This window comes from Streptomyces sp. NPDC000878 (assembly GCF_053599695.1).
Genome location: NZ_JBSFMT010000094.1, coordinates 1 through 16561, shown reverse-complemented (window position 1 = coordinate 16561; position 16561 = coordinate 1). Strand labels below are relative to the sequence as shown.

The following is a 16561-nucleotide window of genomic DNA, read 5'->3' as shown; positions in this document are numbered from 1 at the left end:
ATGTTGCGGTGCAGGTGGTGGGGGAGCTGACCGCTTGTGCGTTTCGGTTCGGTGTGGATGGGCCGGTGTATCTGTCGTTGCGGTGGTGGGAGGGGGAGCTGCAGGTGGTGCTTTATGACGGGCATCGGCGGCATGTGCATCCCCGGCTTGCTGCTGCCTGCGATGAGCGGAGGGGGGATGCGTTGCGGGTTTTGGGGTGTGTGGTGGAGGGGTGGGGTGGGGAGTGGGGGTTTGGGGAGGCGAGGGAGCCGGGGGGTGGGACTCGGATGTGGGCTGTTTTGCCTTGGCGGGGGGCTCGGGGGTTTGCGGGGGTGGGGGCGGGGTGAAGCAGGGCGTGGGGGCGGCTGTTATCGCTGCTCCTCGGCCCGGGTGCGGGCCTGGTCGGCTTCGGCGGTGTCGCCGGCCTGGGTGTAGGCGTCGGCGGCCCGGAGCCAGCAGGCACGGGCCTCGACGGGCCGGTCGGCCGCCTTGTGGATGAGGGCGAGGTTGTGGAGGACCAGGCCTGTCCTGTACCAGTCCTCGAACTCCCAGAAGATCTCCAGCGCCTTCCCGTAGCCCTCGACCGCCTCCACCATCTGGCCGGCCACCCGCAGGGCGCTGCCGAGGTGGTTCCACGCGACGGCCTCACCGTGCCGGTCCCCGGCGGCCTGGAACAGGTCGCGGGCGCGGGTGTGTGCCTCGATTGCCTCCGCCTCCCGGCCCGCCACCCGCAGGGCGAAGCCGAGGTGGTTCCACGCGCTGGCCTCGCGGTTACGGTCTTCGGTGGCCTGGAACAGGTCGCGGGCGCGGGTGTGTGCCTCGATTGCCTCCGCCTCCCGGCCCGCCCCTCGCAAGGCGAGGCCGAGGTTGTCCCACGCGATGGCCTCGCCCTCGCCGTCCCCGGAGCAGACGGCCGCCTTCAGAACGGCCCGGCCCACCCCGACCCAGTCGTCGAAGTACCGCCGCCACTCCAGGTAGACGGCCAGACATACGGCCAGCCGCCAGGCCATGTCCGCAAACCGCTCCCGCTCCCCCCACCCCACCGCCGCCACCAAACCCGCCCGCTCCCCATCCAGCCACGCCAACGCCTCCCCACGCCCCCCGAACCGCCCCGGCACCGACCTCCCCGGAAACCATCGCAACCAGCCATCAGCCGCATCTGCCCACGCGAGATAGAAACCCAGCACCCGCCCCCGCGCCGCCTCCCCCTCCTCCATCAACCCCGTATCCCCCGCCACCACACCCACCCCGTACGCCCGCACCAAGTCATGCAACCGCCACCGCATACCGCTGTCCGAACCGGCGTCAGCCCTGACCGGTGTGACGAGGTACGTCGCGGCCAGATCCTCCAAGAGGCTCAGTGCGGCCTCCGTGTCGAGGTCGGTCAGGGCAGCCACCGTGTCTGTGTCGGAGTCCGGGCCGGGTGCGAGGGCGAGCAGGAGCAGCAGACGGGCCTGGTCGGGTGGCAGGCGGCGGTAGGAGGTGTCCAGGATCGGGCGGAGGACGAGGGAGCGGCCGTACAGGTCGGTGCCGCGACTGCCGGTGTCCAGTACGGCAGTCGGGTCTTCGGCCTGCGCGATTTCGGTCACCAGCGAGGCGACATCACGGTGACGGCGGCGGCGCAGCATCGCGGCGGCGATCTGGAGGGCGAGGGGCAAGTGGCCGCAGAGGGAGGCCAGTTTGTCCAAGGCCTCCGGTTCCCGTGCCGGGCGGTCGTCGCGCTCGTCGGCGTCGTGGAGGGCGCGAGTGATGAGTGCGGCCGAGTCGTTTGGAGGGAGAGTTTCCAGGTCGATCAGGCGTACGGGGAGGGAGTCCGGGCGGTCGCGCGACGTGATCAGCACCCGGTGACGATCCGTGCCGGGCAACAGGGGAAGGTACTGGGCCGGATCCGACGCGTTGTCCAGGATCAGCAGCACGCGGTCTTGCCGCTCAGCGAGGAGCGCCCAGTACGCGTCGTATTGGCGCGCTGCCGTCGACGGCAAGTCCGCGCCCCGTACCCCGAGCGCATCAAGCAGCGCCAGCACCGCCTGATCAGCCGTCACCGGGTTGTCGTCGTAACCCCGTAGGTCTACGAACAAGGTCCCACCAGGGAACCACCCCTCGGTACACGCCTGATGCGCCGTCTCGATTGCCAGTGCCGTCTTGCCGATGCCGCCCATGCCGGTGACGGCGCAGATGAGGAGCGGGCGTGCGGCGGCGCCGGTCGGGTCGGGTTCCAGACGGGGCAGCAGGCGGCCCAGCTCCGCCGAGCGACCCGTGAAGCCCAGCGGTCGGGGCGGGAGCGTGGCCGTCGCTACCGGTACCGGGCCGTGGGAGTGGCCGGGGCCGAGCCCGCCTCGTCCCGCGTCCTCGCTATCGTCCGTCCTCGTCGCCGGGACGGTGGCCGACGAACTTCGCGACGAAGGAGCCGTTGAACGTGCTCTGCCGGAAGTCGAAGTGGTCTCCTCCGTAAGTCTCGCCGCGAAAAGGACCCTCCCGAGGGTCGGTGGTTTGCTTCGGGGTCAGTTCGCGGAGTACGGCAACGGCCGCTGCTGCCGCGTTTCCTGCCGCCCGGGGCTGCGAACCCGCCTTGTCTGCCTCGGATTTGTCCGGGTCGGCCTTGTCGCTGATGCCTCGGATGATCAACGCGCCTGCCTCGCCCGCGAGTTGGACGGCGTTGGCGACGCCGGAACTCTCCATCTCGATGGCGGCGGCGTCGTTGTAGTGCTGGTGGATGTGCTGGGCGAGCTTGGACTTCCTGTCCGCGAGGAGTACGTCTCCGACGGCGATCGGCTTGAAGTACGTCTTGAAGTCCGCCGTGTTGCCCAGGGCCTCCTTGGCCGCCTGTTCCAGGCGGTGTGAAGCGTGCCAGGCCTCCGGGCGGACCAGGAAACCCTCGGGGGTCTCCTTGCCGCCGTGGATCGAGTACACCTTCGTCGCGACCACGACGTCGCCGATCCTGATGTCCTCCTTGAGGCCGCCCGCGACACCTACGAGCAGTACGGCCTCGGGTTCCAGCCACGTCAGTACGCGCTCGGTGAGCGTGGCCGCCGTGAGTGTGCCTTCGCCCATGTTGACGAGGACCACCTGCCAAGGCGTGTCCGGGAGTTGGCCCAGTTTGGCCTTGGTGCCGTAGCGCGGGTGGGTGAGCGTCTCGATGTCCGTGAGGTGCTCCCGCACGGCGTCGTACTCCAGCGACAGGGCGGTGAGGACGGCAACGGTTCTCTTTGTCTCCGGCACCTTTCTACGGTACTTGTCGGGCGTACCGTTATGTCACGCGATGTGCAAAGGCGGCACGGGGGACGGGCGGCACGATGGCGACCGAGTACGACGGGGATCACATCGACCTGCGGGGTGCGAGCGTTTCGGGTTCGGTGACGGCGAAGGCGGTCTACCGCGAGCATGCGCCGGCGCCGAGTGCGCTGGATGCCCTTCCTGCACGGGCCGTCGGTTTCACCGGGCGGGAGGCTGAACTCCGGGAGCTGTTGGATGCGTTCGACCCGGCCGCGTCTGATGGCGGGCCGGAGGCGGTGGTCGTCGCGGCGGTCTCCGGGCTCGGTGGCATCGGCAAGACCGCCCTCGCCGTACAGGCGGGGTACGAGGCGTGTGCGAAGGGCTGGTTTCCGGGCGGGGTGCTCTTCGTCGACCTGCACGGGTACGACGAGGAACCCGTCACGGGGGATCAGGCGCTGGAGGCGCTGCTGCGTGCGCTGGGGACGGAGCCGGAGCACATCCCGGCCGGGCTGGACGCACGCGGTGCGCTCTACCGCTCGGTTCTCGTCGACCGTGCCCGGGAGAAGGGGCCTGTGCTGGTCCTGGCCGACAATGCGTCTTCGCCCGCCCAGGTACGGCCCCTGCTTCCTGGCGGCGAGGGGCACCGGCTGCTGGTCACCTCCCGTGACCGGCTGCCCCAACTGGGTGCGCGACTACTGGCGTTGGGCGAGCTGACACCAGAGGAGGCGTATGCCCTCCTGGGCCGCGCACTGCGGATCGCCCGCCCTACTGACAGCCGGGCTACGGATGCCCCGGAGAGGGTCGCATGCCTTGCGGCCCTCTGCGGGCACCTGCCGCTAGCCCTCCAGATTGCGGCGGCCCTGCTTGTGGTGGACCGTGACAGGTCGGTCGCCGAACTCGTCGCCGAACTCGCCGAGTCCCGCGATCGGCTCGATCATCTCGACGACGGTGAGCGCAGCGTCCGGGCGGCTTTCGACTTGTCGTACAGACGGTTGCCAGGTGAGCAGGCCCGCCTGCTGCGCCTGCTGGCTCTGGCGCCGGGGCCCAATGTAAGCAACGAGGTCGTCGCTGCGCTTGTTGGGGCGGATGCTCCTCCGGTCCGGGCACTGGAGGCACTCGTCCGCGCGCATCTCGTCGAGCGGGGGAACGAGCGCTGCCGCTGGCGATTGCATGACTTGGTGCGGGTGTACGGGGCGGGCGTGGTGGCAGGGGATGAGGGGTTGGCGGAGGAAGGGGAAGCTGCTCGGGAACGGGTGCTGGACCTTTATTGCGCCTGGGCGGATGCGGCCGATGACTGGTTGCGTTGGTTTCAGGGGATGCCGGTGCCGGGGCGGTTCGTGGGCCGGAGGGAGGCGTTGGAGTGGTTTGACGGTGAGCGCCCGGCTTTGGTGGCGGCGGTCGGGTGGGCGAATCGGGAGCGGCATGCGGGCGCGGTGGTGCAGTTGGCCGTACACCTCGCGGTCTACCTGGACTGGCGGCGGTACGTCGACGACGCTGTCACAGTTGGCTGGGCTGCACTGGAGGCCGCTCGCCGCACCGGGGACCGTACGGCCGAGGCAATGGTGTGGAACAACCTTGGCAACGCCCAGCAGGCAGCGGGGCAAGTGACGGAGGCGATCGAAGCCCATACCCGAGCCCGGGATGTGTATCAGGCCGTCGGGGATCGCCACTCTGAGGCCACAGCGTGGAACAACCTCGGCAACGCCCAGCGGATGGTGGGCCAAGTGACGGAGGCGATCGATGCCTATACCCGAGCCCGGGATGTGTATCAGGCCGTCGGGGATCGCCACTCTGAGGCCGACGTGTGGAACAACCTCGGCAACGCTCTGGGGGATGTGGGGCAAGTGACGGAGGCGATCGAGGCCCACATCCGCGCCCACGACCTCTATGAGGCTGTGGGAGACCGCCACCGCGGAGCCGGTGCATGGAACAACCTCGGCATCGCCTTGTTTAGGGATGGCCGGGGGGAAGAAGCGATTGAGGTCTACAGCAAGGTGCTGGAAATCTTCCGGGAGTTCGATGACTGGTATGGGACAGGCCAGGCCTTCCAGAACCTTGCTCTCGTCCACAAGGGCAGCGGCCGCCCGACTGAGGCCCGCGCTTGCTGGCTACAGGCTGCTGTTGCCTTCACCTGGGCCGACGCCACAGCCGAAGCCGACCAGGCCCGTACCTGGGCCGAGGAGCAGCAATAGCAGCCGCCCGGCCCCTCACCCCTTAACCGCTCCACCCAACGCAAACCCCCCACCCAACCGCCGCGCCACCACCACATACAACAAAATCACCGGCGTCGAATAAATAACCGAAAACGCAGCCAACTGCCCATAAACAACCGTCCCCCGATTCCCGAAGAAATCATTGATGCTCACGCTCGCCGGCATCTGATCCGGCGTAAGCAGCAACATGAACGGCACGAAGAAGTTCCCCCACATCACCACGAACGAGAACACCGTCACCACCGCCACCCCCGGCCCCATCAGCGGCAGCACGATCCGTACCAGGGACTGGAACGCCGACGCCCCGTCCGTCCACGCCGCCTCCTCCAGTTCCTTCGGGACGCCGTCCATGAAGTTCTTCATCAGCCAGATGGCGAACGGGAGTTGGGACGCCGCGAAGAAGAGGATCGTGCCCTGCATCGTGTCGATCAGGTTCACCTGGACGAACAGCGCGTACACCGGCACCATGATCGCCGTGATCGGCAGGCTCGTCGCGAACAGGATCGTCAGGAGGAACGGGCGGTTGAAGCGCGAGCGGAAGCGGGACAAGGGGTAGGCCGCGAGCGCCGCGCACACCACCGTCAGCAGCGTCGCACTCCCGCACAGGATCAGGCTGTTGAGGAGCGGGGTGAAGGTGATCTCGGGGGTTAATACCGCGTCGAAGTTGTCCAGCGTCAGGCCGTCGGGGGCCTTCACCCGCAGGTCCGCGTGCGGGTCCAGAGCCGAGAGGACCACCCACGCCAACGGGAGGACGAAAGCGGCAGCCACCGCCAGCAGACCCGCGTCCGCCGCCAACCGGCGGCTCCTGCGACGGGACTTCAGGACAGTGGTCACCTCACACCTCCGTCCGCAGCAGCCGCATATAAACCACCGAGAACAGCGAGCCCACCACCAGCAGCAGCAACGCCACAGCCGTGCCGTACCCGATCATGCTTTTCTGGAAGGCCTGTTCGTACATGAACAGGGGGAGCGTCTGGCTTCTGTTTCCCGGGCCGCCTCTCGTCATCACCCAGATCAGGCCGAACACCGAAAGAGTCTGCAACGTGTTCAGCATCAGGTTCGTGCCGATCGAGCGGCGGATCATCGGCAGTGTGATGTGCCATAGGCGGCGCCAGCCGCCCGCGCCGTCCACCTCCGCCGCCTCCGTGATCTCCTTCGGGATCTCGTTCAGCGCCGCCGAATACACCAGCATCGAGAACGCCGTACCACGCCACACGTTCGCGAACGACACCGCCAGGATCGGCAGCGTGAACAGCCAGTTCTGGGAGGGGAGATGGAGCCAGTCCAGGATCGCGTTCAGGGTGCCCTCCCGCCTGAAGAAGGCGTACAGCAGGAAACCCGCCACCACCTCCGGCAGCACCCACGCCGTGATCACGATCCCGCCCACCAGCGTCCGCACCGGCTTCGACGCCCGCTGCATCAGCGCCGCCAGTGCCAGGCCGAGCGTGTTCTGGCCCACCAGCGACGACAGGACCGTGAACACGAGGGTCAGCCATACGGCGTTCAGGAACGCCTCGTCCTTGAACGCCGTACGGAAGTTCTCGAAGCCTACGAACGACGACTCCGCCTGACCCGTCAACTGGAGGTCCGTGAACGCGATGTAGACGCAGTACGCGATCGGGCCCGCGAGGAAGAGGAGCAGCAGGATCACCGCCGGAGTGACCGGAAGCGTCCGGGTCAGCGTTCGGGACAGGGAACGTCCCGTTGCCCTCACGGCTTCTCTACCACCTGGTCGCCCGTCGCCGACTTCAGCGCCTCGTCGTACGCGCTCGCCGCCTCCTCCACCGACGCGTCGCCCGTCGTCACGCCCTCCATCGCCTCCTGGATGGCCGTCGAGACCTTCGGGTACGCCGGATACGCCGGGCGGTAGTGCGTGCTCGCCACCAGGTCCGTGAAGAACTTGATGCCGGGTTGGGCGTCGACGTAGGACGGGTCCGCCGCTACGTCCTCCCGCACCGCGATGCCCGAGTTGGCCACGTACCACTTCTGGGCGTTCGCCTTCGTCTGCATCGTTTTGATGAACTCGAAGGCCAGGTCGGGGTTGCTCGCCTTTGACGGGATCGCCCACGTCCAGCCGCCCGACATGCTCACCTTGCCCGGCGCCTGGCCGTTCTGTGTCGGCATCGCGGCGAGGCCCAACTTCTGTGACCACTCGGGCCATTCGTGACCGCTGCCCGGCAGCCAGTCCTGGGGGAGCCAGGAACCGTCGAGGTTGATGCCCAGCTTGCCCTGGGGGAGCAGTTCGCCGCGTACCCGGGTGCCGATGTTGAGGTCGAGGGCATCGGACACGTCCGGGCCCAGCTTCTCCTTGTACACCGTTTCGACGAACGTCAGGGCGTCCTTGAAGGCCTGGCTCCCTGCGATCCACTTCTTCGAGGAGGCGTCGTACAGGGGGTCCGGAGCGCCCTCGCTCCCCGTTCCGTACAGCAGCATCTCGAAGCCCTGCATGGTGGCACCCTCGCCCACCGGCTTGCCCGTGTAGACGTTCAGGGGGATGACGTCCGGCACCTTCTCCTTGATCGTGCGGGCCGCCGACAGGACCTCCTCCCATGTCTTCGGCTGCCAGTCGGACGGAAGGCCCGCCTTCGCGAAGATGCCCTTGTCGAACCACAGACCCCTCGTGTCCGTGCCGTCCGGCACGCCGTACGTCTTGCCGTCCTCCGCCTTGGCCGCCGTCTTCGCGGTGTCGATGAACCGGTTCCAGTCCGGCCACTTGGCGAGGTAGGAGTCCAGGGGTCTCAAGTACCCGCTGGTGATGTCCGAGTTGATGAGGAACGTGTCCTCGTAGACCAGGTCGGGGGCCGTCTTGGGGGAGCGGAGCATCTGCTGGACCTTGGTGTAGTACTCCGAGTCCGGGGCCTTGATCGGGACCAACTCCGCCTTCTTGCCGGGGTTGGCCTCCTCGAACTGCTTCTTGATGTCCGCGAGATACGTGTCCATCACCTTGATGGAGTTGTCCGTCGACTGCTTGAAGGAGATCCTCACCGTGTCCGGATCGCTGCCGGAGCTTCCGCCGCAGGCCGTCAGGGAACCGGCGGCGAGGGTGAGGGTGGCGGCAACGAGCAGGGATAATGGGGTAGTTGTGCGGGCTGCGGTGGGGCGCACGAGCACGACCTCCTACTGGCCTGAAAGCCTGTATGGCCTGTATGGCTGCTCGGTGAACGTAAGCCCGCGTGGCCATGGGAAGGAAGAACCGTGCCGGAGTCTCCGGAATCAGGCGTCACCCTCGGGCAGCTCCTGCTCACCGAGTACACGGTCCTCAAGGACGAGCAGAAGACCCGTATCGGCTTCCGGGACAACCTTCTCTACGTCACCCTCACCGTCGTCGCCGCCGTCCTCGCGGCTGCCGCGCAGGCCGGGCAGCCCGTCATGCTGCTCGCCCTGCCGCCCGTGTGCGTCGTCCTCGGCTGGACGTACCTCATCAACGACCAGAAGATCTCCGCGATCGGTACGTATGTGAGGGAGGAGTTGGGTCCCCGGCTCGGCCTCCTCGCCCAACTCGCCTCGGAACAGAGCGCTTTCGGCTGGGAGGCCGCCCACCGCTCCGACGCCCGGCGCCGCTCCCGCAAAGCCGTCCAGCTCGCCGTGGATCTGCTCGCCTTCTGTGTCGTGCCGCTCGCCGGCCTCTCCGTCTACTGGGGCGCCGGCGACATCAGTGCCGGACTCCTCGTGCTGTCCGTCGTCGAGGCGATCGGCGTCGCCGGGCTCGCCGCCCAGGTCGTGGCCTACGCCCGCCCCAACTCCTGAGCCCCTCCTCCTGCTACTACTGCCCCCGCACCCACCGGTACTGCAACTCCGGCCGCCCCACCTGCCCGTACTGCGGGGCCCGCGCCGCCCGCCCCGCGTCCACCAGGTGTTCCAGGTAACGCCGGGCCGTGATGCGCGAGATGCCGACCTCCTCGGCGACCCCGGCCGCGGTGAGCCCCTCGGTGCTGGCCCGGAGGGTCACCGTGACCCGTTCCAGGGTGGGGGCGCTCAGGCCCTTGGGGAGGGCGGCGGGGCCCGGGGCGCGCAGGCTCGCCAGTGCGCGGTCGACCTCGTCCTGGCCGCTCGCCTCGCCCGCCGCCGCGTGGTACTCGGCGTACCGGATCAGCCGGTCCCGCAGGGTCGCGAAGGTGAAGGGTTTGAGTACGTACTGGACGACGCCCAGCGACACCCCCTCCCGCACCACCGCCAGGTCCCGCGCCGACGTCACAGCGATGACGTCCGCGTGGTAGCCGGCCGCCCGGAGCGAGCGGGCCAGCTGCAGCCCGTGCCCGTCCGGCAGATGCAGGTCGAGGAGGAGCAGGTCCACGGGCGTACGGTCCAGCGCGCGCCGCGCCTCCGTGCCCGTGTGCGCCTTGCCGACGGCCGTGAACCCGGGCACCCGGCCCACGTACATGACGTGCGCGTCGGCGGCGACCGGGTCGTCCTCCACGACGAGAACGCGGATGGGGTCGGTCGTCGTGTCTCTGTGTTTCGTGTCTCTGGGGTCGGTCATACGTCCCCTCCAGGCAAGGCGGGCTCGGCAGGCTCGGTGGGATTGGTCGGCTCGGCGGGTGCGGCAGGCCCGGCGGGTTTGGTCGGCTCAGCGGGTTCGGTCTGTTCGGTGAGGTCGGAGGACTTGGCGGGGGCAGCGGACCCGGCGGGGTCAGCAGGCTTGGCGGGGGCAGCGGAGCCGTCGGGGGCCTGACGCCCCGAAGCGTTTCCCGAGCCCACCGCAGTCGCCGCTGATGAGCCCACCGCGAGCCCAGTCCCCGCAGTCCCCGCGAGCCCAGTCACCGGAGCCACCGCGGACCCAGTAACCCCAGCCACCGCGGGTGCGCTCACCGCCGAGGCGGCCACCGTCGGCGCCGCAACCTTAGGCAACGGCAGCCGCACCTCGAACTCCGCCCCGCCTCCCGTCGCCTCGGCCACTGTCAGCGTGCCCTCGTGCCGGGCCACCGCCTGCCGTACGAGCGCGAGCCCCAGACCGCGACCGCCCGGCCCCGCCGGCTTGGTGGTGAAGCCGCGCTGGAAGACCGCCTCCGTGTGGGCCGGGTCGACGCCCGTGCCCGTGTCGGAGACCCGCAGCACCAGCAGGGAGTCCTCCGTGAGGGCCGTCACCGTCACCCGCGACGCCCCCACGCCTCCCTGGGCCGCGTCCACCGCGTTGTCGATGAGGTTGCCCAGGATGGTGACCAGGTCGCGGGAGGGCAGTGTGTCGGGGAGGAGGCCGTCGTCGAGGCAGCTCTCCTCCGACACCACCAGCTCCACGCCCCGCTCGTTCGCCTGCGCCGTCTTGCCGAGCAGCAGGGCCGCGAGCACCGGCTCGCTGACCGCCGCGACCACCTGGTCGGTGAGCGCCTGGGCCAGCTCCAGCTCGGCGGTCGCGAAGTCCACGGCCTCCTCCGCCCGGTCCAGCTCGATCAACGACACGACCGTGTGGAGCCGGTTCGCGGCCTCGTGCGCCTGTGAGCGCAGCGCCTGTGTGAAGCCCCGCTCGGAGTCCAACTCGCCCATCAAGGACTGGAGTTCCGTTACGTCGCGCAGCGTCACCACCGTGCCTCGGCGCTCGCCGCTCGACACCGGCGACGTGTTGACGACCAGCACCCGGTCCGCCGTCAGATGCACCTCGTCGACGCGCGGCTCGGCCGACAGCAGCGCTCCCGTCAGCGGCGCGGGCAGCCCCAGCGCGGCCACGGACCGCCCGACGACCTCCCCCTCGCCGGAGACGCCCAGCAGCTCCCGCCCGCCGTCGTTCATCAGCGCCACCTTGTACTGCCCGTCCAGCATCAGCAGCCCCTCGCGTACGGCGTGCAGGGCGGCCTGGTGGTAGTCGTGCATGCGGCTCAGCTCGGCCGCGTTCATCCCGTGCGTATGGCGGCGCAGGCGCGCGTTGATGACGTACGTGCCGACCGCGCCCAGCGCCAGCGCGCCCGCCGCGACCCCGAACAGCGCCGTGACCTGGTCCTGGACCCGGGCGCTGATCTCCTCGACCCGGATGCCCGCGCTGACCAGTCCGACGATCCGGTCACCGTCGTGGATCGGGGTGACCGCGCGGACGGACGGGCCGAGCGTCCCGGAGAAGGTCTCCGTGAACGACTCGCCGCGCAGCGCGCGCTCCCGGTGCCCGAGGAAGCGCTGACCGATCTGGTCCTCGTCGGGGTGGGTCCAGCGGATGCCCTCCGGGTCCATGATCGTGACGAAGTCCACGTCCGTGTCGCGCTGCACCTGGAGGGCGTACGGCTGGAGCAGTGTCGTCGGATTCGGAGCGGTACGGATCGCCTCGCGCACCGAGGGGGCGTCCGCGACCGAACGAGCTACGGCCATCGCCTGGCGGCCCGCCGCGTCCTCGGCCTGGCTGCGGTCACTGACGTACGTGAACAGCGCATATCCAGCCACCACGACAGCTATCAGCACGGCCTGCATCGCGAAGAGCTGGCCGGCCAGGCTGCGGGGTCCGGGAACGCGGGGGAAACGCATGCTGTCAGTCTGCCTCTCCTTATAAGCGTGAACTAAATGAACGGAAGGGTGACCGCCCTCACAAGCCGGGAGATAGTCACCGCATCGCAGGGACGCGATCAGGGACGCGATGGACGGGTCTTGGCCCGTTTCGGTCGCCGCTCGCGGCCCCCGAAGCACCACCAGATCCCCAGCATCCCCAGCATCCCCAGCACAACTTTCTCCCCATCCCCCGGACGTGAGCCGCACGCCGGTGATGCCGACGACGACGTCAAGGAGGGCAGCCGTGGCCACCTCATCTCCAACGGCACCTGCCGCACCCGCCGCCAAGCGGGACCGTACCCACTACCTCTACATCGCGGTCATCGCCGCGGTGGCCGCCGGTATCGCCGTGGGTCTCATCGCCCCCGACTTCGCGGTCGAGCTGAAGCCGATCGGTACCGGCTTCGTCAACCTGATCAAGATGATGATCTCGCCGATCATCTTCTGCACGATCGTGCTCGGTATCGGTTCGGTACGGAAGGCCGCCAAGGTCGGCAAGGTAGGCGGCATCGCGCTCGGCTACTTCGTGGTCATGTCGTTCGTCGCGCTGGGCATCGGCCTGGTCGTCGGCAACCTCATCGAGCCGGGCACCGGCCTCGCGCTGACCGACGCAGTCAAGGAGACCGGCCAGGCGCAGGTCTCGGCCGAGGCCAAGGACACCACCGAGTTCCTCCTCGGGATCATCCCGACCACGTTCGTCTCCGCCTTCACCGGCGGCGAGGTCCTCCAGACGCTGCTCATCGCGCTGCTCGCCGGGTTCGCGATCCAGGCCATGGGCTCCACCGGTGCGCCGATCCTGCGCGGCGTCGAGCACATCCAGCGGCTCGTCTTCCGCATCCTCGGCATGGTGATGTGGGCCGCGCCCATCGGTGCGTTCGGTGCCATGGCCGCGGTGACCGGGTCCGCCGGTGTCGACGCGCTCAAGCAGCTCGCCGTACTGATGCTGTCCTTCTACCTCACCTGTTTCCTCTTCGTCTTCATCGTGCTCGGTGCGCTGCTGAAGATCTTCACGGGCCTCAACGTCCTCTCGCTCTTCAAGTACCTGGGCCGCGAGTTCCTGCTGATCCTCTCGACCTCGTCCTCCGAGTCGGCGCTGCCGCGCCTCATCGCGAAGATGGAGCACCTGGGCGTCAGCAAGCCGGTGGTCGGCATCACCGTCCCGACCGGCTACTCGTTCAACCTCGACGGCACCATGATCTACATGACCATGGCGTCCCTGTTCATCGCCGACGCCATGGGTACGCCGATGTCGGTCAGTGAGCAGATCCCGCTCCTGCTCTTCCTGCTCGTCGCCTCGAAGGGCGCGGCGGGTGTCACCGGCGCCGGTCTCGCGACCCTGGCCGGCGGCCTCCAGTCGCACAAGCCCGCCCTGGTGGACGGTCTCGGCCTGATCGTCGGCATCGACCGCTTCATGAGCGAGGCCCGCGCCCTCACGAACTTCGCGGGCAACGCGGTCGCCACGGTCCTGATCGGCACCTGGACCAACGAGATCGACAAGGAGCGCGTCGCGGAGGTCCTCGGCGGCCGGTACCCGTTCGACGAGAAGACGCTCATCGACGAGAACGACGGCTTCCACCCGGACGACGACGCCGCGGCGGACGTCCCCGGCCAGGGCGGCGAGAAGGAACTGGCCAAGGCCTAGTCCTGACCCGCCCGTCGACTCCTGCGCCCGTCGACTCCGGCACTCGTTGACTCCGGGCGGCTGAGACGACCCCCCGTCTCTCAGCCGCCCGGTCAGCCGCCTTTACGGAGGACCGGCCCCCACCGCTTCACCGGCGGCACGGCATCGCGGCCCACCAGCCCCGCTGAGATCGCCGAGAACGACGACAGACTGCCGAGCACGCCAAGCGTGCCAAGCGCGGCAACAGAACCCCGGAAACCAACTCCGGGCGGCTGGACACTCCCCCTGTAGTCCAGCCACCCGGTCTGGGGCACCCCGGCAGGTCCGCCAGGGTCCCCAGAACCCCGAAAAACGCCGAGCGGCCAGGCACTCCCCCGAGGCCTGGCCGCTCGGCCATTTCCGTTTCCGATACCGATACGGGTACCGGTACCGCGTCGGTCGGCCGCCGTCTCAGTCGCTCAGCTCGGCCACCAGCTCGGTCGCTCGCGAGGCGGGTACGCCCGCCGTGGTCAGCAGGGTGACCGCGGCGGAGCGGCCCGCCTCCTCCGCCGCCAGGAGCCCGTCGTTCACCGCCTCCATCAGCGCGAACAGCATCTGCTCGTGCACGTACGCCAGTGCCGGCGCCGGCAGCGGTGAGCTGAACGCGCCCTCCTCCAGGCCCTGCCGGAGCACCTCGACACAGGTCTCGCGGACCGGCGTGAACCGGTCGCGGATGCCCTGCACGGTGACGCTGCGCTGGGCGAGCCCGACGAGGATGCGGTAGCGGTCGGCGACCTGCCAGACGGCGAGCGTGGTCCGGGCCACGCACTCCGCCGGGTCCCCGGCACCCGCGCGCCCCTCGGCGTGCGCGGCGGCCACCGCCTCGACGGCGCCGTCGAGCAGCGTGCTGATCAGCGCCTCCCGGCTGGGGAAATGCCCGTACACAGTCCGTCGTACGACACCTGCGGCGCGCGCGATCTGGTCCATCGAGGCGTCGGGGTCGCGCAACAGCTCGGCGAGGGCGACGTCGAGTATGCGGTGGCGGTTGGCGTCGGCGCGGCTGCTGGTGCCCGTGGTCATGGCTGACATTGTGCCTCCCTCTCCTTTTATTTGCACAGCACTGTGCAGCGGAGTAGATTGCACATCGCTGTGCAACTGCACGGCGCTGTGCAAAACGATCAACGGCAAACCAGTCACACCAGTCAAGCCAGCGAGGAAGGCGACCCGTAGCCATGCGATCCATGCGACTCGGACGACTCGTCAGTACGGAACCCGTCGAGAGAATGGACCGCCCCTACGCCCGGCGCTGGTGGGCGCTCCTCGTGCTCTGCCTCAGCCTGCTGATCATCGTGATGGCGAACACCGCACTCACCGTCGCCGCGCCCGACATGACCCAGGACCTGGGCCTCTCCAGCGCCGACCTCCAGTGGGTCATAGACGGCTACACCGTCCCGTACGCGGCCCTGATGCTGCTGCTCGGTGCGATCGGCGACAAGTACAGCCGGCGCGGGGCGCTCGTGCTCGGGCTGGTCGTCTTCGGGGGAGGGGCGATCGCCGGTTCACTGGTCGACAGCGGCACCGGAGTCATCGCGGCCCGTGCCGTCATGGGTGTCGGCGCCGCGCTGATCATGCCCGCGACGCTCTCCCTCCTCGCCGCGACCTTCCCGCGCGCCGAACGCGCCAAGGCGATCACCCTGTGGACCGCCACTGCCGGACTCGCCATCGCGGCCGGTCCGCTGGTCGCGGGCGCGCTGCTGGAGAACCACGGCTGGGCGTCCACGTTCCTGATCAACGTGCCGATCGTGATCCTCGCCATCATCGGCGCCTTCGTCCTCGTACCGCCGTCCAAGGCCGGCCACCACGACCGGATCGACTACGTCGGCGGGCTGCTGTCGGTGGTGTGGATCGCCGCGCTCGTGTACATGATCATCGAGGGGCCGCACTTCGGCTGGGGCGTCAAGGCGATCACGGCGGCGGTCGCGGCGGGGCTGGGCCTGGTCCTCTTCGTGGTCTGGGAGCTGCGCCACCCGCGCCCGGTCCTCGACGTACGCCGCTTCACCCAGCGCCGGTTCGCGGGCTCGAACCTCGCGGTCGCCCTGTTCTTCCTGGCGGTCTTCGGCGCGTTCTACTACCTCACTCAGCACCTTCAGTTCGTCCTCGGCTACGACGCCCTGGACACCGGTCTGCGGATGCTGCCCCTCGCCGGCGCGGTCTTCGTCGGCTCCGCCCTCACCGGCTACCTCACCCCGCGCATCGGCATGAAGGTCACGGTCACGGCAGGCATGGTCGGCGGTACGGCGGCCCTCGCACTGCTCTCGCAGGTCGACTCCGGTTCGTCGTACGGGGATTTCGTCGCCCCTCTCGTCGTCCTCGGCCTCGCGATCGGCCTCGCGCTCTCGCCGTGCACGGACGCGATCATGGGGGCGTTCCCCGAGTCCCAACTGGGCGTCGGCGGTGCGGTGAACGACACCTCGCTGGAGCTGGGCGGCTCGCTCGGCATCGCGGTCCTCGGTTCGTTGCTCTCGACGTCGTACGCCTCTCATCTGACCGACGCGACAACCGGCAGCAAGCTGCCTGCGAGCGCCCTTGAGCAGGCGCAGGATTCGGTGGGTGCGGGGTATCAGGTGGCCCAGGCGATCGGTGAGCAGGCTCAGGGGGTCGCGGCGCGGGCCGCGAGTTCGGGGACGCCCGAGCAGGCGGCCGAGTTGAAGGCACAGGCCACCCAACTCGCCCAGGGGGCACGTCAGATGGCGGACGCGGTCGGTTCGTCCTTCTCGGACGCGGTGGCTCACACGAGTCTGATCGGGGCGGTGATTCTGGGGGTGGGGACTGTGCTGGTGGCCTTCCTGCTGCCGGGGAGGGGGCAGTCGGAGGAGACGGAAGGGGAGGGGTCCGAGGAGGGGGCGGAGTTGGTGGGGGCAGGGCGGTGAGGGCTGTGTTTCTTCGCCCCCGCCGCCCCTACCCGTCCCATCCCGTTCCTGGGGGCTGCGCCCCCAGACCCCCGCTACGGCCCTGAACGGGCCTTGTCCTCAAACGCCGGACGGGCTGAGTGGGGGTGCCGGCCGACGTTCGAGAACAAGGCCCGTTCAGC

12 protein-coding genes are annotated in these 16561 nt (G+C 69.2%); 4 read left to right on the top strand and 8 right to left on the bottom strand.

The window, feature by feature from the left end; translation table 11 throughout:
* Positions 1-347: 347 nt before the first annotated feature.
* Positions 348-2138, bottom strand: a complete 1791-nt coding sequence (locus ACWDR4_RS44595; RefSeq protein ID WP_450417226.1) for a tetratricopeptide repeat protein — start codon at positions 2136-2138, stop codon at positions 348-350.
* 193 nt (positions 2139-2331) lie between these two features.
* On the bottom strand, positions 2332-3198 hold the full coding sequence (locus tag ACWDR4_RS44590) for a 5'-methylthioadenosine/S-adenosylhomocysteine nucleosidase family protein (protein ID WP_450417224.1): 867 nt from the start codon (positions 3196-3198) through the stop codon (positions 2332-2334).
* Positions 3199-3272: 74 nt separating this feature from the next.
* On the opposite strand from ACWDR4_RS44590, the gene ACWDR4_RS44585 reads away from it, so the two are divergent.
* Entirely contained in the window at positions 3273-5384 is a 2112-nt protein-coding gene (locus ACWDR4_RS44585; protein ID WP_450417223.1) for a tetratricopeptide repeat protein, read from the top strand.
* 15 nt (positions 5385-5399) lie between these two features.
* Here the strand turns inward: ACWDR4_RS44585 and ACWDR4_RS44580 are convergent, their stop codons facing one another.
* The 3 genes from ACWDR4_RS44580 to ACWDR4_RS44570 are packed head-to-tail and all read right to left on the bottom strand — an operon-like array spanning position 5400 to position 8516.
* Positions 5400-6239, bottom strand: a complete 840-nt coding sequence (locus tag ACWDR4_RS44580) for a carbohydrate ABC transporter permease (RefSeq protein ID WP_450417221.1) — start codon at positions 6237-6239, stop codon at positions 5400-5402.
* A 1-nt stretch (position 6240) separates the two neighbouring features.
* On the bottom strand, positions 6241-7119 hold the full coding sequence (locus ACWDR4_RS44575) for a carbohydrate ABC transporter permease (protein ID WP_450417220.1): 879 nt from the start codon (positions 7117-7119) through the stop codon (positions 6241-6243).
* Positions 7116-8516 carry an extracellular solute-binding protein gene (locus ACWDR4_RS44570; RefSeq protein WP_450417218.1) on the bottom strand — a complete coding sequence of 467 codons (1401 nt, stop codon included), beginning with the start codon at positions 8514-8516 and terminating at the stop codon, positions 7116-7118. The genes ACWDR4_RS44575 and ACWDR4_RS44570 overlap by 4 nt, the downstream gene beginning before the upstream one ends.
* Before the next feature lie 84 nt (positions 8517-8600).
* Here ACWDR4_RS44570 and ACWDR4_RS44565 point away from each other — a divergent pair, with 84 nt between their 5' ends.
* Positions 8601-9152, top strand: coding sequence for a hypothetical protein (locus ACWDR4_RS44565; RefSeq protein WP_450417216.1), 552 nt, complete (start codon positions 8601-8603; stop codon positions 9150-9152).
* Between the two features lie 16 nt (positions 9153-9168).
* On the opposite strand, the gene ACWDR4_RS44560 is transcribed toward ACWDR4_RS44565, so the two are convergent.
* The gene (locus ACWDR4_RS44560) at positions 9169-9885 is read right to left on the bottom strand and encodes a response regulator (protein WP_450417214.1); all 717 of its coding nucleotides are present in this window, start codon (positions 9883-9885) and stop codon (positions 9169-9171) included.
* Positions 9882-11849 (bottom strand): sensor histidine kinase, encoded by a 1968-nt coding sequence (locus ACWDR4_RS44555; protein WP_450417213.1) that lies wholly within the window; start codon positions 11847-11849, stop codon positions 9882-9884. Before ACWDR4_RS44555 ends, ACWDR4_RS44560 begins: the two co-directional genes overlap by 4 nt.
* Positions 11850-12084: 235 nt before the next feature.
* Here ACWDR4_RS44555 and ACWDR4_RS44550 point away from each other — a divergent pair, with 235 nt between their 5' ends.
* Positions 12085-13512: a cation:dicarboxylate symporter family transporter gene (locus tag ACWDR4_RS44550; RefSeq protein ID WP_450417242.1), complete on the top strand. Its 1428-nt coding sequence runs from the start codon at positions 12085-12087 to the stop codon at positions 13510-13512.
* A gap of 429 nt (positions 13513-13941) precedes the next feature.
* On the opposite strand, the gene ACWDR4_RS44545 is transcribed toward ACWDR4_RS44550, so the two are convergent.
* On the bottom strand, positions 13942-14559 hold the full coding sequence (locus ACWDR4_RS44545; protein ID WP_450417211.1) for a TetR/AcrR family transcriptional regulator: 618 nt from the start codon (positions 14557-14559) through the stop codon (positions 13942-13944).
* 152 nt (positions 14560-14711) lie between these two features.
* Here ACWDR4_RS44545 and ACWDR4_RS44540 point away from each other — a divergent pair, with 152 nt between their 5' ends.
* Entirely contained in the window at positions 14712-16400 is a 1689-nt protein-coding gene (locus tag ACWDR4_RS44540; protein ID WP_450417209.1) for an MFS transporter, read from the top strand.
* Positions 16401-16561: the final 161 nt, after the last annotated feature.